The 26,349-nt window shown below is 37.8% G+C and carries 26 protein-coding genes, 2 tRNA genes and 1 pseudogene; 19 read left to right on the forward strand and 10 right to left on the reverse strand.

What is annotated here, in order from left to right:
- Positions 1-63: 63 nt before the first annotated feature.
- The 11 genes and pseudogenes from Q5C82_RS18340 (at position 64) to Q5C82_RS18390 (ending at position 8,788) form a co-directional block, all read left to right on the forward strand.
- A tRNA-Leu gene (locus Q5C82_RS18340) sits at positions 64-145 on the forward strand.
- A gap of 81 nt (positions 146-226) precedes the next feature.
- Positions 227-310, forward strand: a tRNA-Leu gene (locus tag Q5C82_RS18345).
- A gap of 281 nt (positions 311-591) precedes the next feature.
- The gene (locus Q5C82_RS18350; RefSeq protein ID WP_003225212.1) at positions 592-765 is read left to right on the forward strand and encodes a hypothetical protein; all 174 of its coding nucleotides are present in this window, start codon (positions 592-594) and stop codon (positions 763-765) included.
- 429 nt (positions 766-1,194) lie between these two features.
- Positions 1,195-1,329 carry a hypothetical protein gene (locus tag Q5C82_RS18355; RefSeq protein WP_003225215.1) on the forward strand — a complete coding sequence of 45 codons (135 nt, stop codon included), beginning with the start codon at positions 1,195-1,197 and terminating at the stop codon, positions 1,327-1,329.
- Positions 1,330-1,928: 599 nt separating this feature from the next.
- The gene (locus Q5C82_RS18360) at positions 1,929-2,288 is read left to right on the forward strand and encodes a MerR family transcriptional regulator (protein ID WP_003225217.1); all 360 of its coding nucleotides are present in this window, start codon (positions 1,929-1,931) and stop codon (positions 2,286-2,288) included.
- A gap of 123 nt (positions 2,289-2,411) precedes the next feature.
- Complete coding sequence (locus Q5C82_RS18365; protein ID WP_003225220.1) at positions 2,412-3,254, forward strand: SDR family NAD(P)-dependent oxidoreductase; 843 nt, start codon at positions 2,412-2,414, stop codon at positions 3,252-3,254.
- 663 nt (positions 3,255-3,917) lie between these two features.
- Positions 3,918-4,898, forward strand: a complete 981-nt coding sequence (locus tag Q5C82_RS18370) for an aldo/keto reductase (RefSeq protein ID WP_003225225.1) — start codon at positions 3,918-3,920, stop codon at positions 4,896-4,898.
- A 147-nt stretch (positions 4,899-5,045) separates the two neighbouring features.
- Positions 5,046-5,789, forward strand: a complete 744-nt coding sequence (locus tag Q5C82_RS18375) for an SDR family oxidoreductase (RefSeq protein WP_003225227.1) — start codon at positions 5,046-5,048, stop codon at positions 5,787-5,789.
- Positions 5,790-6,005: 216 nt separating this feature from the next.
- A complete protein-coding gene (locus Q5C82_RS18380) occupies positions 6,006-6,713 on the forward strand; it encodes an SDR family oxidoreductase (protein ID WP_003225229.1) in 708 nt (235 codons plus the stop codon).
- Positions 6,691-7,821 (forward strand): annotated as a pseudogene (locus Q5C82_RS18385) (NADH-dependent flavin oxidoreductase). The gene Q5C82_RS18380 and the pseudogene Q5C82_RS18385 overlap by 23 nt, the downstream one beginning before the upstream one ends.
- Before the next feature lie 247 nt (positions 7,822-8,068).
- Positions 8,069-8,788, forward strand: a complete 720-nt coding sequence (locus Q5C82_RS18390; protein ID WP_003225233.1) for an SDR family oxidoreductase — start codon at positions 8,069-8,071, stop codon at positions 8,786-8,788.
- Between the two features lie 525 nt (positions 8,789-9,313).
- Here the strand turns inward: Q5C82_RS18390 and Q5C82_RS18395 are convergent.
- Positions 9,314-10,342 (reverse strand): fatty acid desaturase, encoded by a 1,029-nt coding sequence (locus Q5C82_RS18395; RefSeq protein WP_003225235.1) that lies wholly within the window; start codon positions 10,340-10,342, stop codon positions 9,314-9,316.
- A 180-nt stretch (positions 10,343-10,522) separates the two neighbouring features.
- Between Q5C82_RS18395 and Q5C82_RS20525 the strand changes: the two genes are divergently transcribed.
- Together Q5C82_RS20525 and cspC are read left to right on the forward strand one after the other, a co-directional pair.
- Positions 10,523-10,621: a molecular chaperone TorD family protein gene (locus Q5C82_RS20525; protein WP_367950484.1), complete on the forward strand. Its 99-nt coding sequence runs from the start codon at positions 10,523-10,525 to the stop codon at positions 10,619-10,621.
- 504 nt (positions 10,622-11,125) lie between these two features.
- Entirely contained in the window at positions 11,126-11,329 is a 204-nt protein-coding gene (gene cspC, locus Q5C82_RS18400) for a cold shock protein CspC (protein ID WP_003225237.1), read from the forward strand.
- A gap of 747 nt (positions 11,330-12,076) precedes the next feature.
- Here cspC and Q5C82_RS18405 read toward each other — a convergent pair.
- Together Q5C82_RS18405 and Q5C82_RS18410 are read right to left on the reverse strand one after the other, a co-directional pair.
- Positions 12,077-12,538, reverse strand: a complete 462-nt coding sequence (locus tag Q5C82_RS18405; RefSeq protein ID WP_032727364.1) for a CarD family transcriptional regulator — start codon at positions 12,536-12,538, stop codon at positions 12,077-12,079.
- 470 nt (positions 12,539-13,008) lie between these two features.
- Positions 13,009-13,902, reverse strand: coding sequence for a DMT family transporter (locus Q5C82_RS18410; RefSeq protein ID WP_003225241.1), 894 nt, complete (start codon positions 13,900-13,902; stop codon positions 13,009-13,011).
- A gap of 617 nt (positions 13,903-14,519) precedes the next feature.
- Here Q5C82_RS18410 and Q5C82_RS18415 point away from each other — a divergent pair.
- On the forward strand, positions 14,520-15,305 hold the full coding sequence (locus Q5C82_RS18415; RefSeq protein WP_003225243.1) for a helix-turn-helix domain-containing protein: 786 nt from the start codon (positions 14,520-14,522) through the stop codon (positions 15,303-15,305).
- A 403-nt stretch (positions 15,306-15,708) separates the two neighbouring features.
- Here Q5C82_RS18415 and Q5C82_RS18420 read toward each other — a convergent pair whose 3' ends face one another.
- Positions 15,709-16,581, reverse strand: a complete 873-nt coding sequence (locus Q5C82_RS18420) for an AraC family transcriptional regulator (protein WP_003225245.1) — start codon at positions 16,579-16,581, stop codon at positions 15,709-15,711.
- Positions 16,582-17,093: 512 nt separating this feature from the next.
- On the opposite strand from Q5C82_RS18420, the gene Q5C82_RS18425 reads away from it, so the two are divergent.
- The gene (locus Q5C82_RS18425; RefSeq protein ID WP_003225248.1) at positions 17,094-17,477 is read left to right on the forward strand and encodes a hypothetical protein; all 384 of its coding nucleotides are present in this window, start codon (positions 17,094-17,096) and stop codon (positions 17,475-17,477) included.
- A 587-nt stretch (positions 17,478-18,064) separates the two neighbouring features.
- Entirely contained in the window at positions 18,065-18,658 is a 594-nt protein-coding gene (locus tag Q5C82_RS18430; protein ID WP_003225250.1) for a YdeI family protein, read from the forward strand.
- A gap of 215 nt (positions 18,659-18,873) precedes the next feature.
- Here Q5C82_RS18430 and Q5C82_RS18435 read toward each other — a convergent pair whose 3' ends face one another.
- From Q5C82_RS18435 to Q5C82_RS18445, 3 genes are all read right to left on the reverse strand, one after another.
- The gene (locus Q5C82_RS18435; RefSeq protein ID WP_003225252.1) at positions 18,874-19,548 is read right to left on the reverse strand and encodes a hypothetical protein; all 675 of its coding nucleotides are present in this window, start codon (positions 19,546-19,548) and stop codon (positions 18,874-18,876) included.
- A gap of 430 nt (positions 19,549-19,978) precedes the next feature.
- On the reverse strand, positions 19,979-20,200 hold the full coding sequence (locus tag Q5C82_RS18440) for an ester cyclase (RefSeq protein ID WP_003225253.1): 222 nt from the start codon (positions 20,198-20,200) through the stop codon (positions 19,979-19,981).
- Between the two features lie 140 nt (positions 20,201-20,340).
- Positions 20,341-21,102, reverse strand: coding sequence for an MBL fold metallo-hydrolase (locus Q5C82_RS18445; RefSeq protein ID WP_003225255.1), 762 nt, complete (start codon positions 21,100-21,102; stop codon positions 20,341-20,343).
- 257 nt (positions 21,103-21,359) lie between these two features.
- On the opposite strand from Q5C82_RS18445, the gene Q5C82_RS18450 reads away from it, so the two are divergent.
- The gene (locus Q5C82_RS18450) at positions 21,360-21,770 is read left to right on the forward strand and encodes an Lrp/AsnC family transcriptional regulator (RefSeq protein WP_003225257.1); all 411 of its coding nucleotides are present in this window, start codon (positions 21,360-21,362) and stop codon (positions 21,768-21,770) included.
- Between the two features lie 129 nt (positions 21,771-21,899).
- On the opposite strand, the gene Q5C82_RS18455 is transcribed toward Q5C82_RS18450, so the two are convergent.
- Positions 21,900-22,763 carry a DMT family transporter gene (locus Q5C82_RS18455; protein ID WP_003225258.1) on the reverse strand — a complete coding sequence of 288 codons (864 nt, stop codon included), beginning with the start codon at positions 22,761-22,763 and terminating at the stop codon, positions 21,900-21,902.
- Between the two features lie 152 nt (positions 22,764-22,915).
- Here Q5C82_RS18455 and Q5C82_RS18460 point away from each other — a divergent pair, with 152 nt between their 5' ends.
- Positions 22,916-24,307: a PLP-dependent aminotransferase family protein gene (locus Q5C82_RS18460; RefSeq protein WP_003225260.1), complete on the forward strand. Its 1,392-nt coding sequence runs from the start codon at positions 22,916-22,918 to the stop codon at positions 24,305-24,307.
- A gap of 397 nt (positions 24,308-24,704) precedes the next feature.
- Positions 24,705-25,130 carry a MaoC family dehydratase gene (locus tag Q5C82_RS18465; RefSeq protein ID WP_003225262.1) on the forward strand — a complete coding sequence of 142 codons (426 nt, stop codon included), beginning with the start codon at positions 24,705-24,707 and terminating at the stop codon, positions 25,128-25,130.
- A gap of 59 nt (positions 25,131-25,189) precedes the next feature.
- Here the strand turns inward: Q5C82_RS18465 and Q5C82_RS18470 are convergent, their stop codons facing one another.
- Both Q5C82_RS18470 and Q5C82_RS18475 read right to left on the reverse strand, forming a co-directional pair.
- The gene (locus tag Q5C82_RS18470) at positions 25,190-25,762 is read right to left on the reverse strand and encodes an alpha/beta hydrolase (protein ID WP_003225263.1); all 573 of its coding nucleotides are present in this window, start codon (positions 25,760-25,762) and stop codon (positions 25,190-25,192) included.
- Positions 25,763-25,846: 84 nt separating this feature from the next.
- The gene (locus tag Q5C82_RS18475; RefSeq protein WP_003225267.1) at positions 25,847-26,176 is read right to left on the reverse strand and encodes a helix-turn-helix domain-containing protein; all 330 of its coding nucleotides are present in this window, start codon (positions 26,174-26,176) and stop codon (positions 25,847-25,849) included.
- Positions 26,177-26,349: the final 173 nt, after the last annotated feature.

Consider the following 26,349-nt stretch of genomic DNA (forward strand, 5'->3'; position numbering starts at 1 on the left):
CATCTGACTTTTAATCAGAGGGTCGAAGGTTCGAGTCCTTCATGGCTCACCATTTGTCTTTTTGCGGGTGTGGCGGAATTGGCAGACGCGCTAGACTTAGGATCTAGTGTCTTACGACGTGGGGGTTCGAGTCCCTTCACCCGCACTTTATTTACAAAGTGCACGCAAAATGGTTTTGCTAGGTTAAGAGCCTACTGAACCAGCACAAACACAATTTCATGATCACGCGGTCGTGGCGGAATGGCAGACGCGCTAGGTTGAGGGCCTAGTGGGTGAATAACCCGTGGAGGTTCAAGTCCTCTCGGCCGCATCAATGATACCAAGGGTTGTAGACCTTTGGTATTTTTTTATGAATATTTTTAAATTGTCTACAGGTGTTTCTACAACTGATGATGGCTTATCTTGTTATACTGAAATACAACTGAAATACATAAGTATTCACTGAATGCAGTAGTGGTTATGACGACCATTAGAAGAGAAAAATCAAGTCGGGGACGATTTAACAGGCGCGGCGATAGCGAATATGAAACCTTCGATAAAGAATGATCAGGTTGAAAAAGCTGAGAGAATAAAAAGAGAAGTCGAATGTGTATGTCTACAGAAAAAGATATACATAGAAGTCATGTAGTGTATACATTAAATAAAATGGTTGAAATCTTTAAGGAAAGTTCTCCATTAGAACCTGCTTTAGATTATAATCCTGAAACGGAGAAAATTATTATGAATGATCCATTCTTTCGCTTTGGAGTTAGGTGGCAGGTATAACATATTATTTCTGCCCCTTTTGGTCGATTTAAAAATCGAATTGTTTTTTATTCGGGTTATTTAGTTGGCATGGCACCAAATAAAATGAATAACTATATAACATTCAGTGAGTTGCCTCCTAAAAAGCGTGCCCATTTTGTGCCCAAAATGGCTATAAAATAGTGTAAATAGATGTAATGAATGACTTCAAATGCTTGTAATAACAGGCTTTTGTAATTGATGATAAGCTTCCACTTTATTGAGGGACTCGAACTTTTAAAGAAGATACCGAACTATATTGGTATCTTCTTTTATTTTTGCTTAGGTTATTTAATCTCTCTAAACGTCTCCATGACATGCCATCAATTTCAAGTAAAAGTAGTTAACTAGGGGTTTAAGATAGAAAAAGAACAAAGTTTCCTAAGAATTAACGAGGCGGAGATTATCAATATGAAGATAACTAGAGAAAAATTAGAAAAACAACAAATTTGGATTTATGGTATTACTCTTATTTTCGGAGGAGTTTTGGGTATTGCTAAGAAGGCTTTAGGAACTGGTTTGGATAGACTATATCACCACTTATAGCTATTCTCATGTATGGAATGTTTGCGCAAATTCTATTGAAATAAGAGAGAGATGGATAAAGGATAGTCAAAAGGCTATTCTTTTTTTGGGTAAAAGCCTAATTTCTCCGGGCTAGTAAGTAAAGCAAATAATAAAAAACTCTAGAAGTAGTTCAACATACTATTATACAAATGATTAAAACTAAACAAGAATTTAATTTCAACTCAGTGGCAGCTCTGGCCCAAGTTTCGAATACCTATCTTTTAAGCACTCTGAAGTCCTCGTCATCTAACGACAGTGCCGTCTGGAATCTTTAGCGTGTGGAGTTCGGGGGACTTTGCAGTAACTTCATTTTTTTTCAAGATCCTAATTTTAAAAATAGATAAATTAAAGGACTTTCAAATTAGTCATATAAAATATATTAGGTCCTTTTTTCTTCAACAAACACGCCTCGATTGTTGAAGATAGCCTTTTATATTTTATTAATAAATATAAGACAGTTTTTTTATGATAAGTATTATATCCCTTGACTTAGAGTAAACTCTAAGTATTACTCTTTATTTATGTCGCAAATTTTAAAAAAGGAAAAGACACATTTGATGAGATGGAGGCAGTTAATATTGACATATTCTATTGGGGAATTTTCTAAAATCGTGGGCTTAAGTGAACATACATTAAGGTTCTATGAAAGAGAAGGATTAATAAAAGTAAACAGAGACGATAATAATGTCAGAATTTACTCGGATGAAAATAAATTATGGATTGAATCTTTGCTTCATCTAAAAAATACTGGGATGTCACTAAAAGACATGAAACAATTTTTTCTCTGGGGAAGTATGGGGGATGAAACAGTTGAGAAAAGGTTAGCTTTACTTAAGGATCATCGCAAAAAAGTAGTGGAAGAATTTAATAAGATTCGTCAAAGTTTAGAGTTTATAGATAATAAAATAAATTTTTATGAAAATAAGTATCGTAAGTAACAGATGGTTATTTCTTTCATTTATAAAAAAAAGACTTGCCTTAGAGTCGACTTTAAGGAGTAACCTATTCTTGCTCCCATTCAAGGGAAAGAAAATATTTTAGACGATTAGGAGGAAAAATTTATGACTAACAACAAAGTTTGGTTTATTACTGGTGCCGGACGCGGCATGGGTGTTGATATTGCAAAGGCTGCTCTTGCAGCAGGCTATAAGGTTGTTGCAACAGGTAGAAATCCAGAAAAGGTGGCTAAGGTCATTGGTGAAAACGAAAATTTACTAGTTGTTAAATTAGACGTTACTAGTTCAACTGATGCTGAGACGGCTGTCAAGACGGCAGTAGAGCGCTTCGGAACAATCGACGTGCTGGTTAATAATGCCGGTAACTTCTATGCGGGTTACTTCGAGGAACTAAGCCCGGCTCAGATTGAGAAACAACTAGCCACCAACCTTATTGGTCCGATGAATGTCACTCGTGCAGCGCTACCTGTGATGCGCAAGGCTCGTTCAGGACACATTATCTCGATTTCATCAATAGCTGGTTTGGTTGGAGGAGAGTTCACTTCCGCCTACGCAGCTTCAAAATTCGCAGTTGAGGGTTGGATGGAATCACTACGCTTCGAGGTAGAACCTTTTGGTATAAAGACTACCATCGTTGAACCAGGCTTCTTCCGTACAGACTTGCTAGAGCCGGAGTCGAGGACTTGGCCTGAGTTGACAATCGATGATTATACCGAGCGTACTGAAAAAACTCGCGCTGGATGGGATTCAATGAGCGGCAAGCAGGGTGGAGATCCGGCGAAATTAGGTAAGGCGTTGATTACAATCGCAAGCCAGGAGGAACCACCATTACGCTGGATCGCTGGGGCTGATGCAATAGCTGCTGCTGAGCAGAAAGTAGCAGATCTCCAAGAGCAGATCAACGCTTACCGTGATTTATCAACTTCTCTTGCGTACGAGGATGCATAATTACGAGGTATCTAGCTGGTAATCGGTATACCCATCATTGAGTCAACCGACTTGGATGTACTTAGCAGTACTTAGTAATTCAAAAAATTTTAAAATACTACCTACTTTTGTTGCAACTGTCCCAATTTTTTATTGATTTTGGGACAGTTTTTTTATGCGAAAAATAGTTCGTGTAAATAGAGGTGCTGTTAGATTGAGAGGCACCTGGATCAAATTTTGTAAGTACGTTCGGGGGAATAAAAACGTAATCTTCCTCAAGTTTCTGATGATATTCCTCAATGAATTGATAGTAATAGAAGCTGTATGGTAGAGATAAATCGAATCGTTTGTGGCTCATACGATTGTTGTCCATTTAAGCGCCTAACGCATCCTCGAATAATTATAAAATCTGCTTGAGGACACCATGCTCCCTCATTAGATCATATGTAGTGAGAATTTCCATTTCTTTTTTTATGCCTAACGTTATCAAAATATTGCTGAACAGCAACTGCAAGAGTTTCGCCTTTTCGATAAACCTCATACAGACAGATTTCTAAATTGTGTTTTTATCGAAAAAAAACAAAAAAACACTTGCTTTAGAGTCCACTCTAAGGAGTAACCTATTTTTGCATCATTTAAATACAAGAAGAGTTAATAAACTCTTACAAAAAGGAGGAAAATAAAATGAAAACACGAAGACTCGGAACATTAGACGTATCGGAATTAGGATTTGGGTGCATGAGTATTAGTGACAACTACGGACCTCCTGCAGACAAAGAAAAAGGCATTAAAACTATTCATACAGCCTATGAAAAAGGCGTTACGTTCTTTGATACAGCCGAAGTTTACGGCCCATATACTAATGAAGAGTTGGTTGGAGAAGCGCTTGCGCCTTTCCGCGACGAAGTAATTATAGCAAGCAAATTTGGTTTTGACATTGAAGGTTCAGAAGGTCTTAACAGCCGACCAGAACACATCAAGAAAGTAGTTGAGGACTCACTTAAGCGCCTTAAAACGGACCGAATTGATCTCTATTACCAGCACCGAGTAGATCCGAAAGTGCCCATCGAAGAAGTCGCTGGTGTAATGAAAGATCTCATCGAGGAGGGAAAGGTTTTGCATTACGGTTTGTCTGAAGCGAGTGAGAATACAATCCGTCGAGCGCATGCTGTACATCCTGTTACAGCAATTCAGAGCGAATACTCGTTTATGGAAAGAGCTCCAGAACAAAACAGCGTACTGAAAACCTGTGAGGAGCTAGGAATTGGATTCGTTCCATGGGGACCAGTTGGTTTGGGTTATCTCACTGGAAAAATAGATACTCGCACAAATTTTGATGCGAGTACGGATTTGCGAGCTGGCTTCTTTCGATTTACTCCTGAAAACTTAGCAGCAAATATGCCGATTGTTGATTTGCTCAGAAGATTTGCAGAGAAAAAGAACGCTACTCCGGCTCAAATTTCTCTTGCTTGGCTTATGGCACAGAAGCCATGGATTGTTCCGATCCCAGGTACACGTAATATAGACCACCTGAACGAAAATTTAGGTGCTATAAATATTCAGCTGACACCAGCAGAACTTCGTGAACTTGAAACGAATTTCTCTAAAGTTAAGGTGCACGGTGGTCGTATGAATGAAATCCACATGCAGAGTGTTGAGCAGTAACAGCAAGAGTCCTTAACAATTATTAAAGTACACCCAGCTTACTCCTAAAAGATGATTGGTGAAGGAAATTCCCCTCCTCCCTTCACCTAATAAAAATAGAAAGTTGATTGTTCTATCAAGTATTTTATAAGAGAGGATGTTATTTGAATGTCAAATATTCAAGATAAAGTTGTCATTATTACAGGGGCCTCTAGTGGAATTGGTGAAGCTACTGCAAGAGAACTTGCATCTAAAGGTGCGAAATTGGTACTGGCGGCTCGTCGCGAAGATCGATTAAAGAAATTACAAGAAGAGATTCAAAATAAAGGCGGGCAAGCTATTTATAAAGTGACCGATGTTGCCTCACACGAACAAGTGGAAGAGTTAGCTCATTATGCTCTTAAAGAGTACGGAAAAATTGATGTAATGGTTAATAATGCAGGAGTAATGCCTTTATCACCAGTTCATCAGAAAAAAATCAATGAATGGGATAAGATGATTGATGTTAATATCAAGGGTGTACTTTATGGTATTGCTGCTGTTCTTCCGTCCATGAGAGAAAGAAAAGAAGGGCATATCATAAATGTTTCCTCAATAGCTGGTCACTTAGTATTCCCTGCTAGTTCAGTTTATAGTGGTACCAAGTTTGCTGTACGAGCCATAACAGAAGGTCTTCGTATAGAAGAGTATAGCAACAATATTCGTACAACCATTATCTCGCCAGGGACTATTGATACAGAATTACTAGATACCATTTCAGATGAAGAATTAAAATCTGCATCCGTTGAAGCTAATAAAAAAGTTCAAATCGAGCCTGCTAGCATTGCTCATACCATTGCATTTGCCATTGAACAACCATCAGATGTAGCGATTAATGAGATGATTGTTCGTCCAACCATTCAAGAACTCTAATAAATTGAAACAATGGATAAGACTCAATGCTATAAGAAGGATACTTCGGAGTTCGCAGGATCAAATTTCGTTAGAAATTAAGTGGTGAGCAGTTTAATATCTATCCTATTTACTTGATAAGATTGCCAGTTGTTACTTTAATCAAAGAACTGAAATATTTAAAAATGTAAATCGCCCTAGCCAATGTTATTAGCAGGAGAAAAAGGGAGGATTTAAATGTCACAGGATAAACAAGTTGCTTTTGTCACCGGCGGGAATCGAGGAATTGGATATGAGCTGGTTAAACAATTAGCTCTAAAAGGTTTTAAGGTTATTTTGGCAAGTCGGGATCCAAAGATGGGTCATGAAGCTGCGGAAAAACTTAAGGAATCAGATCTGGATGTTTCGTTTGTGATGTTGGATGTAGACAATCAAGAAAGCATCCGTCAAGCTGCGATTACAGTAAGTGAGAGGTATGGAAGATTAGACGTATTGATTAATAATGCTGGTGTGTATTTGAATGTGAATGAAAAGCTATTGACTATGGACCCTTCTATTCTAGAGAAAACGATGAGAACTAATTTCTTCGGTGCTTACTATGTCATCCATTCCTTTATCCCACTCATGGAAAAGCAAGGCTATGGAAGAATTATTAATGTTTCTTCAGGATATGGGACAATGAGAGAAATGGCCCAACAAGGAGTAGGCGCTTATAAGTTGTCTAAACTTTCCTTGAATGGATTGACACAATTGGTAAGTGCAGAAGTCAAAGGAGATATCAAAATAAATGCGGTCTGTCCGGGATGGGTAAGTACAGATATGGGTGGACCATCTGCTCCAAGAACCCCAAAGCAAGCAGCTGAGTCTATCCTTTGGTTAGCGACTATTGGACCTGAGGGACCTAATGGGGGGTTCTTTAGAGATGGAAAACGAATCGAGTGGTAACATTAACTTATTTGAATCTTTTACATTTAAAAATGGGATTACTCTTAAAAATAAAGTCGTAATGGCACCAATGACAACTTGGTCAAGTAACGATGATTACACTGTTTCAGATGATGAATTAAACTATTACAGAAAAAGAGTGAATGGAGTAGGGCTTGTTATTACAGGTTGTACGCGCGTTGCTCCAAACGGTATAGGATTTACAAATGAATTTGCAGCTTATGACGATAAATTTATCCCGAGTTTACGTAAATTGGCGGAGGCAGCGAAAAGTGGCGGAGCTCCTGCTATCCTTCAAATTTTTCATGCAGGTAACAAAGGTGTAGCAGATCTTATTCCAAATGGTGATGTCGTAAGTGCAAGTTCAGTGGTAACAGAACCAACTCTATTTCATCAGGATAAGGTAGTACCAAGAGAACTTTCACACGAAGAAATTTTAGATATCATCCATGCCTTTGGAGAAACAACAAGAAGAGCAATTGAAGCAGGTTTTGACGGCGTGGAACTTCATGGTGCTCATGCATTTTTAATGCAAAACTTCTTCTCACCACTCTTCAACAGACGTGAAGATCAATGGGGAGGATCATTAGAAAATCGCATGCGTTTCCCAATAGCAATCGTACAGGAATTGAAAAATGTAATTAAAAAGAATACAACAAAACCATTTATTTTTAGGGTACAGAATCTCTCCTGAAGAATCACAGTGGTTTAAGAATCAACGATACCTATGAATTAATTGAACGCTTAATTGAAGAGGATGTTGATTACGTACATGTTTCATTGGCAAATGCACTTTCTTCAACACCAGTGGATAGTCAAGATGAAAAAACGTATCTTGAATTAATTGTTGAACATGTAAACGGCAGAGTTACTTTATTAGCTGGCTAGTTCAATGGAAACGCCGGATGATGTAGCAAAAGGGTCTTTCCCTAGCACCTATTGGTCATGCGCTAATTATCAATCCAGATTGGGTTGAAAAGGTTAAAGCTGGAGATCAAGCTGGAATCGATACAGTGTTGAAGGCTTCAAAAGTGAGTGAGCTTGAAATTCCAAAAAACTTTGGGCTGCCATTAAAGAGGCACCAGATTGGTTCAAAATTCAAGAATAATATCGTAGCTAAAATTAATTATTTATGAAGTCATTGAGACTTTTCATTCAGAGGGAGAAAGGGCTTATATGTGTACAAGAATTAACTCCATTACGGTTGGATAAAAAACGGATCTCCTTGATGCATCGACAAATTTTCCGGTAACTTGAAAAAGCTTAAAGTGAGCTCCTCGTCCTCCCCTAAGTGAAAAATTCCTAACTAATTGTAGGGAGCAGGATATAAAAAATCATTAAAAGGAGTTTTAGAGATGAAAAATAAAGTAATTGTTATTACAGGGGCAAGCAGTGGAATTGGACGTGCAACGGCTGCACTTCTCGCTGAAAAAGGTGCAAAAGTGGTTTTAGGAGCACGCAGAAAAGAAAATCTTGAAGAACTGGTAGCCTCCATTGCTTCCAAAGGCGGGACAGCCACCTATCAAGTAACGGATGTAACCAAACGTAGCGACGTAGAAAACCTTGTGAAACACGCGGTAACTACCTATGGAAAAGTAGACGTCATGATTAACAATGCAGGGATTATGCCATTGTCTACATTAGATAAATTAAAAGTAGACGAGTGGGAGAAAATGATTGATGTAAATATTAAAGGTGTGTTGTATGGCATTGCTGCTGCATTACCTATTATGCAGGAACAGGGCTACGGACATATTATTAATACTTCTTCTACAGCTGGTCATACCGTAGTACCAACAGCTGCTGTGTACGCTGGAACAAAGTTTGCTGTGATGGCTATTTCCGAAGGATTGAGACAAGAAGTTGCCGGGAAATTAAAGGTTACGGCAATAAGCCCAGGTGTTACAGAAACTGAGCTTGGACACGATATTACCGACGAAGTCAGCGCTGCTTTCGTAAAGGAAGGTCGTAACATAGCTCTTCCTCCGGAAATTATTGCTAATGCAATGGCGTATGCGATTGAGCAACCGGATTATGTGGATGTAAGTGAAATTATTGTGCGAGAAAAAGGTTGAATTGATTAACTGGTTTTTTTAATTTTGGTAAAACCATGAAGGGGTTCTTACTTCACCTAAGGTTATAATCGATGAAAAAAAGCTTGTATGTTACTATGATTGGTTAGCTACACGAACATGCCACCAATGACATGTCATGTACTTTCTGGTGATGAAAAAAACTACTCCATTTTTACTCCTCAATAAGAATAAATCATTATAAAACCTTATAATCAAAATAAATAAACACTGATATATAAAGGTTTTATAACAGATAACACAGGCTCACTTTATTGAGGGCCTAGTGGGTGAATAACCGTGTAGGAAAAGTCCTCTCGGCCGCATCCCAATAATACCAAGGGTTTAACCACCTTTGGTATTATTTTTTGTGTGGAAAATACGGCAACAAATGTACCGCATTGTGGAGTCTGCAAGTATACTGGGCATTAAAAAAGTGCTGACCTCTGCACAAAACCGTTGCGCGAGTCTGCACTTTTATTATGCAAGATACACTGTCCCTTATTATCGATTATATGGGGAGTTTATTTAATCCGTTCCTAGCCGCGCTGATACTTGGCTTTTAGAAGCTTTTTTTAAGTGGCTAAAACCGACAAATTTTTTGCCTTCTTCATCCCATAGGCGGAACTTTAACGACTTAAGACTTGTTGCCAGTGTAATGGTCGGAACGTTTTGCAATGGTTCAGTGTTGTTATGCGCTTTTTCAAGCTTATAGTTTGGGACTCTTGGGCTTAAATGATGAACATGATGGAAACCGATATTGCCTGTTAGCCATTGCATGACTTTTGGTAGCTTATAAAAAGAACTCCCTTCAACTGCTGCTTTTACATATTCCCAATGCTCATCTTCTTCAAAATAAGAATCCTCAAACGTGTGCTGAATATAAAACATCCAAATTCCGAGAGATCCTGATATCATAAAAATTGGCACCTGAACCAGCAGGAAGTTTTGCCAGCCAATAACCCAACATAAAAGTGCTGCCAAAGTGACGATCCCCAGGTTCGTTACATACGTATTCATCCGTTCTTTGCGTTTTGCCCCTTTACGATTAAAACGATTGGTAATCCCGAAGACGTAAATCGGCCCAATCATAAACATAACAAACGGATTTCTGTACAAACGGTACATGATTTTTGTCTTCGTTGAGGCTTTCTTATATTCTTCAACGGTAAGTACCCAAATATCGCCTGTACCACGTTTGTCCAGGTTGCTGCTTGTCGCATGATGGACAGAATGGTCGTGTGCCCAATGATCAAAAGGGTGTAGAGTCAGAATTCCTGTTATTGTTCCAAGGATTCGATTCGCCTTTCTGTTCTTAAAAAAGGAATAGTGGCAGCAATCATGAAAGATGATAAAGGTTCTTACTAAAAAACCTGCCGCAACGACAGAAATAGCTAATGTAAGGAAATAAGAAATCGACAAACTCTTATATGCCAAATACCATAAAAGGATAAATGGAACCAATGTGTTAATGATTTGACAAATACTTTTTTGTAAATCGGACTTTTCATAGGGTGTAACCAGTTTTCTCAAAGTCCTTAGGTTTTGTTCATTCATTTTTTTAAAATTTCCCCTTCCCTGATGTTCTTCTAAGTTTAGAAAACGTTTTATTGTCTTTGAAGTCCCAGCATCATACACCATATATGATAATTATCTTTCTCATTCATCTGTAAACTTATTGGAAACGCAGAACTGATTTCCAGCTCAATTACACCTTTATTAGCAGTCCTAGCCGGGATACTTAAGGTGTATGAAAATTATACCCGGCTCCTTATCGGGCCAAACTCTCTCCCTGTTCCCCCATGGGAATCGATTTATTTAGACCGTGAGCATTGATTGTTTGAGGAACAAACATTACAAGTAAGTGTTAAGATTATTTGTGGTCAAGTATTACTTTTTTATGATCATCTTGGCAAATGGGGATATACCATGAGTGAACGTTTGGAAACATCTGCAGAAACAAAGCTTTTCCAGTGAACAGCCCTGTTTTTAAAAATATCTTGCACTCGAACAAGCAACATCTGAGTTTTATTTTTAAAGAAATCTTTAACAATCATTTAAGAAGGACGATTGAGCAAAGAAAACGGTTTGGAGACACTCGTAATTCATTTTCACTGTGTTTTCAAACCTCCTTCTGTACTGGTAAACACATTTTTAACGAAAAATGCCATAAATAAAACAATGAAATTAATTTGCAGTTATTTCCGTTTCGTGTTAAGATAAAGAAGAATTATTTTTGTTCGGTGTAAAGGATAGTATGAATATCGACTTTTCGTCTTGATGATACTTTGGGCAGGGATAGTAAAACAATGTGTGGTAACGCACTAGGAGGCAACAAAAATGGAACAAGGTACAGTTAAATGGTTTAATGCAGAAAAAGGTTTTGGCTTTATCGAACGTGATAACGGAGACGACGTATTCGTACACTTCTCTGCAATCCAAGGTGACGGATTCAAATCTTTAGACGAAGGTCAAAAAGTAACGTTTGACGTTGAGCAAGGTGCTCGTGGAGCTCAAGCTGCTAACGTTCAAAAAGCTTCTTAATCTTCAATCGTTTATACAAACAGGCTCTTTAAATAGGGCCTGTTTTTTTATGTTCTCTGTATAATACTCAATAAAAAACCCTACTCAACGTTCGAGTAGGGAGATGGTACAAGGTAATAGAAAAAAGATTTAACGCTTCAAAGGTTTGTTTATAGTATAACATACTGGATTGACAATATGCGGAATATCTATAAGTATTTATTTTTCTTTTCGAATACAACTACATTTTATTCTTTCTTTTTTCACTAACCTGCTCGTTCATTTAAGTTCATGATTAAATGAATAATAAAAATGGTATCTCGTTCTAGAAATTTCCTCATTTTTTTATTGTTGACCATATATTTAGATGTTGCCAACTCGTATATCTCTTTTATGAAAACAAGGAATATAAGAATTTCTTAAAGATAGAGTGGAAATGGATTGTTTTTTCTTCTAGAAATAATCACTTAGAGATACCTAAAACAATGAAAGCCCTGCCTCTCTTCCATCCTTACGGCTCCTTGTCCGTGCCAGTGGGAATCAGGATTACAAAAATCAAGTGACTATTTTATCGAGTTTTTTGATAACACTTCAAATGTTCGTAGAAGAAATTTAAATAATAAAAATGGATGAGAAGGAACAACAAAAGAGGTTAAAGTTCTAAAAGTAAGTTGAAGTGAACGTCTTTGAAATGATTTACTTTTAATCATAATATTCCGAAAAATTAAGGGTATCTTTTGGAATGCAATACATGATTCATAATTAATCTTAACAGAAACTTTTTATTTGATTTTCAGTGATTCCTTTAATTACTTCCAGTTCACTAATCAAAAATTCATATGCATTATCCAACATTTTTTTTTCGCTTGCATTAAGTGCTTTTTCTTTCTTCATACGCATTAAATCACGTACAACTTCAGCGCCTTCTTGGATTTCACCCGTTTTTATTTTGTTCGTGTTTACTATATACCTTTGCTTCCATGGCAGTAACCTATCTGATTCTCCATGCTGAAAAATGTGTATAATGTGTTTTAATGCACGTATATCAGTAACTGGTCGTATACTTGAACTCAATATTTTGCGCGTTGGAATCATAACTTGCATATTACTAATTGTCATTTTTATGACATAATACTGTTGTTTTTTCCCCAAGATTTCTTTTTCCTCAATGGCTTCAATTATACCTACTCCGTGCATTGGATAAACAATGTTATCGCCAATTTGAAACATATCATCCACCTCCATATTTGTACCTTCTTAAGATTACCATATACGTAGGTGTAATATCAAACTTTTAATAATAACATGATCGATTTTTTGTTGTCAATATTTTTTTTATGAAAAATCGTATCGAGCAAAAACAATAGGGAACGGGTCGGATTGCCAATAAAAGAAAGGTCAATTGGTCCGTTATGTCCTGTAACCTCGACAAATTAACGTAGATCAGTTTTTCATTGAAATCTTCTTTAGAAGTTCATGACTTGGCACCAAATTCAAGTTGTGATCCTGAGGTTAGTCAACCAAGAACATGTACAAAATGGGTTAAAAAAAATAAGCATCACTTTGAGTGAAGTTTAGAAATAATAACTTTTATAAACAGGGCGTTTGTCAATTGCTAAAGCCAAATTTTTTTTATATACGAAAAAAGCTGCAAAAGAACAAAACCAGTGGGAAATGAATGCTACCCACTGGTTTGTACGTTACTTAGTTGATAATTTCCTTAATCGTTTTGGAAATTTGAATGATTTACTCTCGCTAACAAATGTTGAGCCTAAAAGGAGTGTGCCACCTAGCATTTGAACAATGGTCATTTGTTCTTGTAAGATCATTGCAGAAATTAATATAGCTACAAATGGATCGACATAGCTTAGTATAGCAATACTCTGTCCTTTTAATTTTTGCATACCCGAGAAAAATAACCAAAATCCTATACCGGTGTTTACAATGCCTAAAATGATGATAAAAGGAACGGATGAGTTAGATACTCCCAAGATACCGAATCCTTCTGTGAAAAAAACATATGGCAAGAGCAGTAAAGCTGTTATTCCAAGTTGGATGATTGTAATCTCTAACCTGCCCATGTGGTGAATAAATTTATTGAGTAACATCAATGCAGCGTAGAATGCAGCCGCGACTAAACCGAAAAAGATCCCAAGTAGATCCTCTGTTCCAGATGCACTTATGCCGTTTCCAACAATCAATAACATGCCTATGATCGCTACACCAATACAAACCATTTTTTTGATAGGTAATTGTTCCTTAAGGACCATTGGTGAGAGAATCATGACAAACACAGGCGCGAAGTAATACCCTAGTGTTGCATTAGTAAGTGTTGTATGATCGTACGCTTGATAAAGAAAAATCCAATTTCCTCCTAATGCAATGCCGGAAAGTAATAAGATGTAAGCATTAGCTTTTGCCAATTTCCACGGAATGGTTTTCTTCATCATAAAAAACACGAACATTAAAAATAGACATCCAATTGAACTGCTTAGTAAAGCTGTTTCACTCGAAGATAAATCAATGTATCTCACAACTAAACCCATTGTGCCGAAAATGATCATTGATAATATAAACTGTATCTTAGATTTCATTGTCTACTCCTTCGAATCTGCGAAACAGCTTATATTTCGCAGATTCTTAATCTGTTTTAAATATAAGCTTATTCAATGCTGATTCAACAGCTGGAGTAAACGGCGGTGGCGGTGATGTCGAAAAAGGCTTCCAAGTGTTTAGATTTGTATCTGAGAGTAGCATGTTAATCCCCCAATTTATTGTATTTTCAAAAGTTAGATATTACGAAAAGATGGTTCTAAATAGATTATACATGAAACCTTTTCTTGAAAGATACGAATTTTTCATAGGATAAGAAGTAGAAGCTGTGCAATGGCAGAATGACAGTGGAATCGAATATTCTGACCTGAAATCTGGTTATTAGAGAGATCACCTTGTATCGTTTGGACGAATTAAATAATGAGGAGTGAAAACGCACATCACAAGTTAAGGGGATGGATAATAAGTGGAAAAGAATGAATTGTTTATCTATACTGAAAAAGGAAAAGGAATTAGCAAGACATGGTCTAAACAGGCATAAGACGCACTGTATAACATCGTTGCAACCGTAAGTTGACAAAGTGCATTTGCTGGAAGATAGAAAGGAGAGCGCTGTTTTCATACAATGTAGTCATCAAAGCAAAGGAGTTTCTTAACTATGACATTTGGTGAAAAACTTTTTAAGTTGCGAAAAGAAAAAGGACTGTCTCAGGAAGCGTTAGCTGAAAAAGTAAACACGACAAGGCAGGCGATTAGCAAATGGGAGAATGGGCAAGGGTTTCCTGAAACCGAAAAGCTTTTAATGATTGGAAACATTTTTGAAGTATCAATTGATTATTTGTTAAAAGATTCTGTTGAGCCGCGTACTGATAATAAAGAAGGATATTATGTAAGCAGAGAAATGGCAGACGGCTTTTTATTGCATGAACGCAAAGTTTCCAAATATGTTTCTTTCGGACTGAGCCTGCTTATTTTATCCACTGTCCCTTATTTGGTTTTTAAACAAGAACCAGCCATCTATACACTCCTTATCATGATCATAGCTGTACTCGGCATTGGGGCTATTGTGACAGGGTTGATTACGGTAGAAGATAAATACAGGGTACTGAAGAAAGAAGCTCTGATTTTTGACCAAAATCATCATAAAGAGCTGACAGTAAAATATAAAGATATGAAAAGACGGTATGCTGCTGTCTTGGTCGGTGGTGTTTGTTCCATTGTAGCAGGCGGAATTCCTTTTTTTCTGGAAAGAAAACATATTGTCTCAGGTTTCAATGCCTACTATCCGGTTTGTGTGGTTTTGATAGCTATTGGTGCTTACATTTTAATTCGCACCTTGCCAATAATTGAAGCTTATCAAATAATGGCGAAAAATGAAGAGTATATAAATAAACTCGGCTTTAAGCTATGTAAGAAAGTGAAAAAAAGAGTGGATAATTTTTAAAAATAGATACCAATCAATTCTAATCAGGAAAATTGAGATTAAAAAGAGCCTAAAGAGGTTCTTTTTTATTATGGAGGAAAAAATAGGAATCTCACAAATATTCTGGCCTGAAACTAGGTTCATGGGAGATCACCTGATATTTTCATCATCATCAGGAAAATGTAGAGCTATCAAATGAATAGTATCGTAGAGTATTGGGACGAGACGAAACACAAAAAAGGGGAGATGTAATTGAAGATCAGCCGAATCCTAAGTGGTATCTCAACATTTATTCACTTTGTAGATGTAAACAGCGTTTCAAACGATGATTGCAAAATTGCCGCTGGTCGAGCTGTGCATAAGAAGGAAGGGGTGAGACCCCTTCCTTAAAGACCCTGCAATTCTTCTTACTTCATCGTAAAAATTACTTTTTTGAAATCGGTATCCAAATTTCACTTTTAAAAGATGGCGATGTTACATCCTTATGCTCGTTCCACAGTATTTCTGGACCTTCTATTTGTTCATAATTTGATGATGGAAACCATTCGGAATAGATGCGTCCCCATACTTCTTGCAGTGTATCCGGAAATGACCCGATTGCTTCGAATACAGCCCACGTTGAGGCTGGAACTTCAAGCTGTGAGAAGCTATCTGGACACTGTTTCGTTGTGGCTGCGCCAATATAGTGATCAAGTTCGCCATTCTCCTCTGTCCGGCCTTCAGAAAAGTTCGTGGATGCACTAATGAGTCCCAAAGGCGATACATTAGAAAGCTTTTTAAGAGTATTTATTGCAGCTGCATCTAAACTTTCCCACATGGATGCAATTTCTGGATTAACTCCTTTGAAAATAATAGGAACTCTTTTTTTAATGCCAACGATGCGAAATGCTTCTTTTTCTTCAATGCGATAGTTCATTTCACTTCCTCCTTTGATTGATAACTGGAAGGTCATCGGTGGATAAGCTTTAAGTGAATGGCCATTATTTCTAGCTTCTGATGGTCTTATGCCATGCAAATGTTGAAATGCCCGTGCAAAAGAATCCGGTGACTTATAACTGTACTTTATTGCAATGTCAATCACTTTTACATTGCTGTCTTTAAGTTCAAAAGCTGCAAGAGTGAGACGTCTGCGACGAATATATTCCGATAATGAAACACCTGCAAGGAAGGAAAACATCCTTTTAAAATGATACTCAGAGCAGAAAGCAAGCTTTGCGACTTCTTTAAAATCAATATCGTTCGTGAGGTTTTCTTCAATATACTTTAATGCACGATTCATACTTTTAAGCGAATCCATTTATTTGACCTCCTTTAACAAGAGAATAACAGGAGTGAAATGTATCTACCCGATATTCCGTGCACAGTTTTGCAGGATCACTCATATGAAATAAAGTAAGTTCTTCACCTGTATTTGTACAGGTTTTTTAAACACGCTACAAGACATGTGAATACTGCAACAATTATTCAGTGGTTTGTTTTGAGATTTCTTTTTGCTCCTATTGATCTAGCAGTGCTGCTAGCAGTGCTGTAAGTTCTAAATTGCTTAATTTCCATTAAATTGTTATATTGTTAGATAAAGGTTTTAATGCGTGATTTGGTGAAAAAGAAAGTGAAGTTGTCACGAGGCCGGCGTAAACGAATTGATATTGCTTGGATAATGAAAGTAAGCGAAAAATACAGAATTCACTAGAAGAATTAATGAAAAATAGAATTGCACTCATATTCTACAGTAAATAACATAAAATTGTTTATGGAAATTGAAAAAAGCAGAATGCCCGTTTTTAGTACATTTAAAAAGGAGTTATAACGTTGTTAAAAAGGTTTTCTTTGGTTTTTCTTACACTGATTATGTCTATCGTTGTTTTACTAGTAGCTGGTAAAGATTCACCTGGAGATCATGTCATTTCACTTGATGAGCCTATTATTTTAATGATTTCAATTGGGATCGTTATATTTTTATTTATCCCTCCTTTAGCCATGTCCTTTTTTGGTAACTTGGTTGTAAGAATAATTTCAGGAGTATATCAATGTTTTATCGTTTTAACTTTTATGGGGCTTATTCCAATTGGATTTCTTATTCCCAATGGCTTTTTGACAATTCTTGTTTCTGTTACAGGAACTTTAGTTAGCATAGCTAGTGTTGTAGGAACCTTGTTAATTGGCAGGCATAAAGAAGTTAAAATCATAAAATAGTTCCTTTTATTGAACTGTCACAGTGACAATGAAATCATAAAACAAGGTTAGAAGGCTTTATCCCTAATTTCGAGGAAAGAGGCCTTCTTTTTTGTAGATTTTGATGTTGTGGACATAGATATAGCCCTTGATGCTGATGCTTGCTTTGGGTGAGACACTCGGAAAGCAAAGTGTAACGGGGCATAACATTTATTATAAAACAGGAGATGTATCTCGACGAGAAAAATGTCAACAGCCCACAAATTTCCCTTTTACCTAAAGAAAGTCCACTAATCAGTCAGCAGTTTCTTGGGGAAAAAGTGTCCATAAACACCTATTATCGTTTTTATTGAAGCTCGTCTAAGCCTTTCTTTTGTTATTGCATAATCTTCACCTTAATCGTAATCTATTGAGTAAATAATATAGGAATAAAACAAATAGCGTGATGTCAAAAATAAAATTGACAAGGCAGGGATAAGAGATGGCGAACGAGAAAAATCAAGAGTGTTATTAAAAAATGGAGAGGAAATGTACGACCAAGCCTATGAACCTGTTTTTAGTATCCAGCTAAAAGAAAAAGCAAACTGCTCGGAAAGAAGGAGTTTCTGATGACAAATAACAGAACGAATCCTAAGGTTGATGAATTTATAAGTAAAGCGAAAAAGTGGAAGGAAGAATATGAGAAGTTGAGAGCTATCGTTCTTGACTGTGATCTGACCGAAGAATTGAAGTGGAAGCATCCTTGTTACACGCTTAATAATAAGAACATCGTTTTAATACATGGATTTAAAGAATATTGTGCGCTTTTGTTTCATAAAGGTGCCTTGTTACAGGATACCCATGGGATTCTCATTCAACAAACGGAGAATGTACAGGCGGCACGCCAGATTCGGTTCACCAATGTTCAAGAAATTGATGAAATGGAAACGATCTTGAAAGCCTATATTCATGAAGCCATTGAAGTTGAAAAAGCCGGGTTGGAAGTGGATTTAAAAAAGAATACAGAATATAAAATTCCTGAAGAACTTCAAAATAAATTCGATGAAATCCCTGCCTTGAAAACAGCTTTTGAAGCATTGACCCCAGGGCGGCAAAGAGCATACATTCTTCACTTTTCTCAAGCCAAACAATCCAAAACCCGAGAGGCGAGGGTTGAAAAATATGTGCAAAAAATTCTCGATGGAAAGGGATTAAAGGATTAGTAATTTTCCATTCGAACTCTAAGTATTACTAGTTACTCAAAATGCTTCGCATTCCTAAAAACAAAAAAGATTCGAAAGAAGCAATAATGAGTGTGTGCATTGAAAAAATAGATACGCTGAGATGTCGAGGAATGTGTAAAAAAGCCTTAATTAAAAGTTAATCAAGGCCCAAATATCAATAAATGAAGTGATATGCGTTATCCGCTGTTTACTGATTAATGAATCATCATAATTTCAATGAGTTGCTTGATTTTTTCATTGTCGCCTGGATCAACGTACACCTTTTTTGCATTTTTAATGATATTCTCAGTCACTTCCTGCATGACGCCTTGATCTAAATCATCGGCGGAATCCCAACGTAAAGGGACATTGTATACATGAATCGTGCCATCTCCATTTCCATGATAAGTGACTGATCCATCCACTAATCGAGAACCTGCTAACTGGATCACATCTTCTGGATAGCTGGCACTGGTGTTATCATTAGGATTGATCGGTTTGCCAGCTGAAATGTGTCGAACATTCAATTCATCTATCTCTTGATTTGATCCAAGCTGCAGCCAAACCCGGGCATATTCGATTTTCTCAGAAGAATATGCTGCCAATACATTGTCTTCTTTGCCTTTCTCCTCGTTCTTTACTTCTTCTGAAGAGGTTTCGCTTGATTCATCCATTGCGGATTCTTCTGATGCTGTTGTTGGCTCTGATTGATCTTTGCCTATTTTGTTGCTGTTTTCAGTCTTATTATGAATTTGTTCAGATTGTACAGCAGAATCAGTATCCGAAGATTGTTTTGATTCTTCGTTCTTACTGCCCGTACATCCAGCAAGCAATAAGGCGATCAGCAGCAAGGCGGCATTGCAGTAAAATATCTTTTGGAGTTTCCTCATTCTTTCATTCCTCTCCATCAACTAGGTTTCAGCTTCATATAAAAGTCATGCAACTAAATATTACCATGTAATAGATATGATCGTTTGAAATTTGTTTGAAAAAAGAAACGTTTTTGGATCAATCTTGTCCATGTTACGGAGTCATCGAAGGAAGTGGCAGCAACTCTATTAGAATAACCAACCTTAATTCGTTTTTGTTCCTTGATGAAAGAATAGTTGCCATTTTTCATCAAGGAACTTCCATATAGAGCTATGCAATGTTTGTTGTTTTCTTGTTTCATCAATGATTTGACATGTAGCTAGTGCAACATTAGGAGCCAGTGTATGAACTTCAAAGTTTTGGAACGAGTGGGATAGGATATAAAAAAGAGACCAAGCATTGCTTGGTCTCTAAAGTAAAATGATTTTCTTATTTCTCTCATTAGCTTTTTTAGGCAGGAACGCCAAGCTGACGAAGAATGTCACGCACATCCACATGTGATCTATGCTCAATCATTTTACCGTCAGAAATACGTAACAATATCATAAGAGAAAACGTAACGGATTTTCCCGTTGCAGGGACACCGGCAAATGGGGTTCCTGTATGTTTACCTTCACATATAAAATAAACAGCTACAAGGTCGCCTTCAGCGATCATCGCTTGAATTGGCATTTTTTCTTTTCAGATTCTACTAAACCTTCTACACCTGAAAACGGTGTATCTAATTGTGGGTAGCATACAAAGTCTTTATGGCAGAAGTCTTTTAGGGCATCGTACTTTTCTTGTGGCCCCTCCTGTCCTTACATAAACATTTAAAATGAATATGATTCGCCATCATCAGGCACTAACACATGAGAGGAGATTCCTTTTTCATTGATAAACGATTTTAATTCTTCTCTTGATAATCCCCAATGGTTTACAGCTTCCATGTGGCTCACGATGATTTTTGCGTTTGGAGCAGCCTTATAGGTTTCATAGATATCTTCTTTACCCATGACGAGAGAACCGCCTTCATAGAATTGATTATCGCCGCCGTTCACTACAATGATGTCCGGCTGATGTGTTTCAATCTCTTCTTGAACCGCATCATACCAGACTGTATCTCCAGCGATATATAATGTTTTCTCACTTTTGTGTTTGAACACAACACCGCATACAAGACCAGCAAGTTTTAAAATTTCTCCTCTTCCGTGTTCGCCTTTTGTTTTCATCAGTTGAATGCCTTCAAAGACTGTGTCTTTGGTTAACACTTCGACATTTTTGAAACCGGCATTTCGTATTTCTTTTGCATCTTCTTCATTTTGGGAGAACAGCTTGATATCTTTTGGCAATACCTCTTTAGCTGCCTCATCCCAATGGTCATAATGTAAATGAGTAACAATAACAGCATCAATATCTTTAATAATATTGTCAACAGATGTTGGCAGTTCAACCAAAGGGTTGTTTTGATCTTGTCTTGGTGCATTTGGGAATGGAGGGTAAGCACCCTTCTCAGCTAACATGGGATCTATTAAAAATGTTTTGCCTGCATATTTGACAACAAGTGTAGCATTACGAATTTGTTGAATGTTCATGTATAAAACTCCTTTTCTATAGTATGCGTATAGTTTACATATAGCCGCTGAATAAATACATGGAACAAATCAAGTCTTTCTGTCGATTGACTTGATTTTTGAAAATATGTATTTTATTTTGTATAAATTGTCACTAAGGTAGAATCGGGGTACTTTAAAAGAAGCGAATTTTAAAGTCATGTGCAGGCCCGCACCTTTATAGAAAGATGATGAAACAGGATGATTTTTTTAATTGGATATTGAAGGGATTGGATTTCATGTTGGATCACACAGACATGCAAATATTAGAAGAGTTATCTAAAAATAGCCGTATTACGATGAAGGAATTAGGCGAGAAAGTTCATTTAACTGGGCAAGCAGCCGCCTTGAGGGTTGCCAAATTAGAAGATAACGGAGTAATTGAGGGATACACAATCAAAGTGAACCAAGTGAAATTAGGGTGTTATATACATGCTTTGCTTAATATCTATATAAAAAGCACCCATCATCAGCCATATCTGTCATTTATAAAAACACAAGACAAATATGTCATCAATAATTATAAAATTAGCGGGGATGGCTGTTATCTTCTTGAATGCAAATTTCCGTCTAATGAGATGCTAGATCAATTTTTAGTGGAATTAAACAAGCATGTCAATTATAAATTATCGATTGTGATTAACAAATAGAAAGACCTTTTCACTTTGATAAGGGCTAAGCGGGGATACAAGTCCTCTCGGCCACATGAGTGATACCAAGGGTTGCTGGCCCTTGGTATTTTTTATGCCTTCATGTATTTTTTATTCTAAAGGTCTGCCTTACTTTGCAAATCGCCGAGCAGCAGCCACGCACATAATAACGGCGATATTCACTGCAACGAGTGCCCAGCCCACTTTCTCGTGCAGAATCACTGAGGCAAGCAGCAGTCCAAAGAAGGGCTGGAGAAGCTGCAGCTGCCCAACCGCCGCAATCCCGCCTTGGGCAAGACCTCGATACCAGAACACGAAGCCGATCAGCATGCTGAATAAGGACACATAGGCAAGACTGAGCAGCGCAGGCACGCCGATACCCGACCATGAGTCTGGTGTAAAAAAGAACGACAAAGGCAGCATAAGAGGTAGCGATAGAACGAGCGCCCAAGAGATTACCTGCCAATTCCCCAGACGCCGTGAAAGCCTAGCCCCTTCTGCATAACCAAGACCGCATACGACGATAGAAGCCAGCATGTACGCGTCGCCGAGCGGGGATGATCCTCCTCCTTGAATCAGAGCGAATCCTGCTACTAGTAAACTGCCAGCAGCTGAGAATATCCAGAAGACTGGGCGGGGGCGTTCGCCTCCGCGCAGGACGCCGAAGATCGCCGTCGCGAGCGGAAGAAGCCCAACAAAGACAATGGCATGTGCGGATGTGACATACTGAAGCGCTAAGGCTGTCAGCAACGGGAAGCCGATCACCACGCCGAATGCTACCACCAGTAGTGAAATGATGTCTCTTTTGGCAGGATGCTGCTGCCGGAAGATGAGAAGGAGACCTCCAGCCAATATACCAGCTATCGCAGCGCGGCATACGGTGAGAAACAACGGGTCGAAGTCCGACACAGCCAAGCGGGTTGCAGGCAGCGAGCCGCTGAAAATGAGTACGCCTATAAAACCATTTATCCAGCCATTTGTTGTTTTGTTCATTGCAATCACTCCAAATATACTTCTTTTTAATGATCTGGATTTTCTTAACAAAACCAGTATCTAAGGATTACAATGACTATAAACTGGAATTGGCCTTTTATAAACAGCCAGTTTTCACAAAAAAATGCATACCAGTTAGGAGAACAACCCAAATGGATATCACGCCTTTTTTGAATAGAAATCTGGATATTCCGCTTTATCAGCAGCTTTATCGCTATTTCAAAGAAAACATGCATCAGGGGCGTATTCAAAAAGGAATGAAGCTCCCTTCCAAAAGACTCCTGGCGAGTCAGCTTTCCATCAGTCAAACGACTGTAGAACGTGCCTATGAACAGCTTGCTGCTGAGGGCTATATCGTGAGCAAGCCAAGAAGCGGATGGTTTGCTGATTATCATGATTCTGATTTTGCGTATCGTAAAATACCAAGCGCATCACCAAGTCAAGAAAAAGCACAAGAACATAAACAATGGATTGATTTTCACTATGGAAATGTAGATTCTTCTTACTTCCCTTTTTCCGCATGGCGAAGAAGCATGGTCAATAGTTTAGACCAATATGGCCACGAGCTTTATCGGCCGGGACATGTTTTAGGAGAGTTTGAGCTGAGAACACTCATTACAGAGTACCTGTATCAATCACGCGGTGTTCATTGTGCCCCTGAACAAGTCATCATAGGTGCCGGGAACCCTATTCTTCTGCAAATCTTGTGCCAGGTTTTTGAGCCGAATATTTTCATAGGATATGAGGACCCAGGTTATCCAAGAGCACGCAAGATTTTTGAAGCCAATCGTATGAATATTCTTCCTATACCAGTCGATGATGAAGGAATCTGTATACAGAAGATCAAAGAACAGCAGCCAAACCTTGTATATGTCACGCCTTCTCACCAATTTACGCTGGGAACCATTATGACGATTAACAGAAGAATTGAACTGCTCAAATGGGCGGCTGAAAATCAATCTTTTATCATAGAGGATGATTATGATGGGGAATTTAGATATACGGGACAGCCAGTTCCTTCCCTACAAGGGCTTGACCAGCATCATCGTGTCATTTATATGGGCACTTTTTCTAAGTCTCTTCTTCCCTCGCTGCGTATCAGCTATATGATTCTTCCTTCGCCTCTTTTAAAAAAAGGCCATGAGATCACGTCCTTATATAAGCAAACGGTGTCCTGCCACAGTCAGCTCACGCTAGCCGACTTTATAAAAAATGGAGAGTGGCAAAAACACATCAACAGGATGAGAAAGCTTTACCGTAAAAAAAGAGCCATTTTACTAGAAACTGTGCAAAGAGAATTAGGGGAGCATGTCAGAATTCGCGGAGAAAACTCTGGACTTCGTATCTTACTTGACGTTTATTTGCCATTTAGTGAAAAAGAGTTAATTGAGAAGGCAAAGGAATATGGAGTGAAAATTTATCCTGTATCTCTTTCCTACAAAGACCATCCTCCTACAAAAACGGTCTCACTTGGATTTGCAGGGGTTTCTGAATTCAACATACGAGAAGGCATAAAAAAGCTGAAAGCGGCTTGGAAGATATGAAGTTGCTTTCAGTTTTTGATATTCTAAAAGGTTAAGGCGACGAATTTTCAGAGCTGCTAAAACTCAGGAACGATCGATAGTATCACTAGGGAAGAACTGTGTGAAGAGTGAAATCAAGTTGAGATCCATCAGGAATCATTAGGAGATGATGGCTTTTAAAATATCCACAGCAATGAATGACAATACTGAAGATATGAGTGCCCGCAGTCTCTCCAGCCCATGATAAGTCTTGGATGCTCTTTTAATTGGAACCCCTAAATCCTTTTTTACGTGATAACTCAGCATCAACCACATTGGATGATAGGTAATTGATGAAGCTGTAAATGTAATTTTTTATTTGCTGATGTCACAGTGCTAAAATAAACAAGTACACAAATGACAAAATAGAGGTGTAAGAATGAAGTTAGATGAATTTACAATTGGTCAGGTATTTAAAACGAAATCTAAAACATTAACAAAAGATGATATTATGCGGTTTGCAAGTGAATTTGACCCTCAGTATATGCATGTAGATGAAGAAAAAGCGAATAAAGGCAGATTTAATGGAATTATCGCTTCTGGCATACAAACGCTAGCCATTTCTTTTAAACTTTGGATTGAAGAAGGTTTCTATGGCGACGATGTGATTGCCGGAACAGAAATGAATCATATTAGATTCATAAAACCCGTTTATCCAGATGATGAACTGCATACAATCGTTAAGGTTCTTGATAAGCAGCCAAAGAGAAACGAGTTGGGAATACTTACTGTTTTGTTATCTACTTATAATCATAAAGAAGAAAAAGTATTTGAAGGTGAGTTATCGGTATTGATGAAACAATAACTCAGAAAGCCCGCTTTCCTAAAGCGGGCTCGATTGAATAAGCTGATGGGTGAAAGATTTTAGTGAGTTTCTTTTGAAAAATAAGAGGTTAAAACATCATAAACAATAGGCAAAGAAGTAAAACCCTCATTTTCTAGAAAATGACCCCCGTGCTGGACTTCATATAACGCAGCGTCAATTTGTTGTGCCAGATCCTTGCTCCATGAAAAAGGCACAATTTGGTCGTCCTTAGAAGCGATGACAGCACGGTGCTTCGCGGCCTCGATGATTTTTTGATGATCAAACGATCCCTGTGTAAATTCATCTAACATCTTTAAAGCGGGCAATGATTTGGCAAAGCCAGAAACAAGTATGATTCCGCCAAGTTGTTTACGTAATTGAATATGTTCCAAAAACCTCAAAATGGCGGGGCATCCTACGCTGTGTGCAACAATATACGTATTTTCATTTAAAGTGTGTAGAGATAAAGAGAGTGTATCCAGCCAATCTCCAAGTCTTGGCTGAAGCGGATTAGGCATATTTAATATGTCTGCTTGCAACCCATCTGCGAGCAGACGTTTTTTCAGCCATGGAAACCAATGGTTTGTTGAGGAGGCTCTGTAGCCATGAATAATATAGATTTGTTTTGTCATCTTTTTCTCCTAACAAATGATTTTTATTCAGTATAAAATTCCTCCCATCGGCAAACAAGTACGCACTTTTTTGTAAGTATTTTTTTACTCATGAGGTGAGCCTTGTGTTTGTCCCCACTTGCACATTTCATCTATGATGGGATACAAAGAAAGCCCTCTGTCTGATAACGAATACTCTACTTTGAGGGGGATTTGGGAAACCTCTGTACGAATAATAAGGCCGTCAGCTTGCAATTCCTTAAGCTGTGAGCTTAACATTTTATGGGTGATTAAGGGCATAGCCCGTTTCAGCTCGCCGTATCTCATCGTTTTTTCACATCCTAACTCATAAAGGATTCTCATTTTCCATTTGCCTCCTATAAGAGATAAGGTGAATTCAAATGGCGCTTGTTTGCTGCGGCACAAGCTGTTCATTGTAATAAAACCTCCTTTTTTTAAGTATCATATCAAAATAAATCAGGATTTTCGGTGTTTTTTACCTAGATGCTTACGGTGGATAAATTATCCGTAAATCTCCCGCCGCATGAATGATACCAAGGAATTTGAGTTCCTTGGTATTTTTTTTGTTTTCATATGCTTTAAACCGG

The organism is uncultured Bacillus sp. (genome assembly GCF_958411575.1).
Classification (GTDB): Bacteria; Bacillota; Bacilli; order Bacillales; family Bacillaceae; genus Bacillus; species Bacillus spizizenii.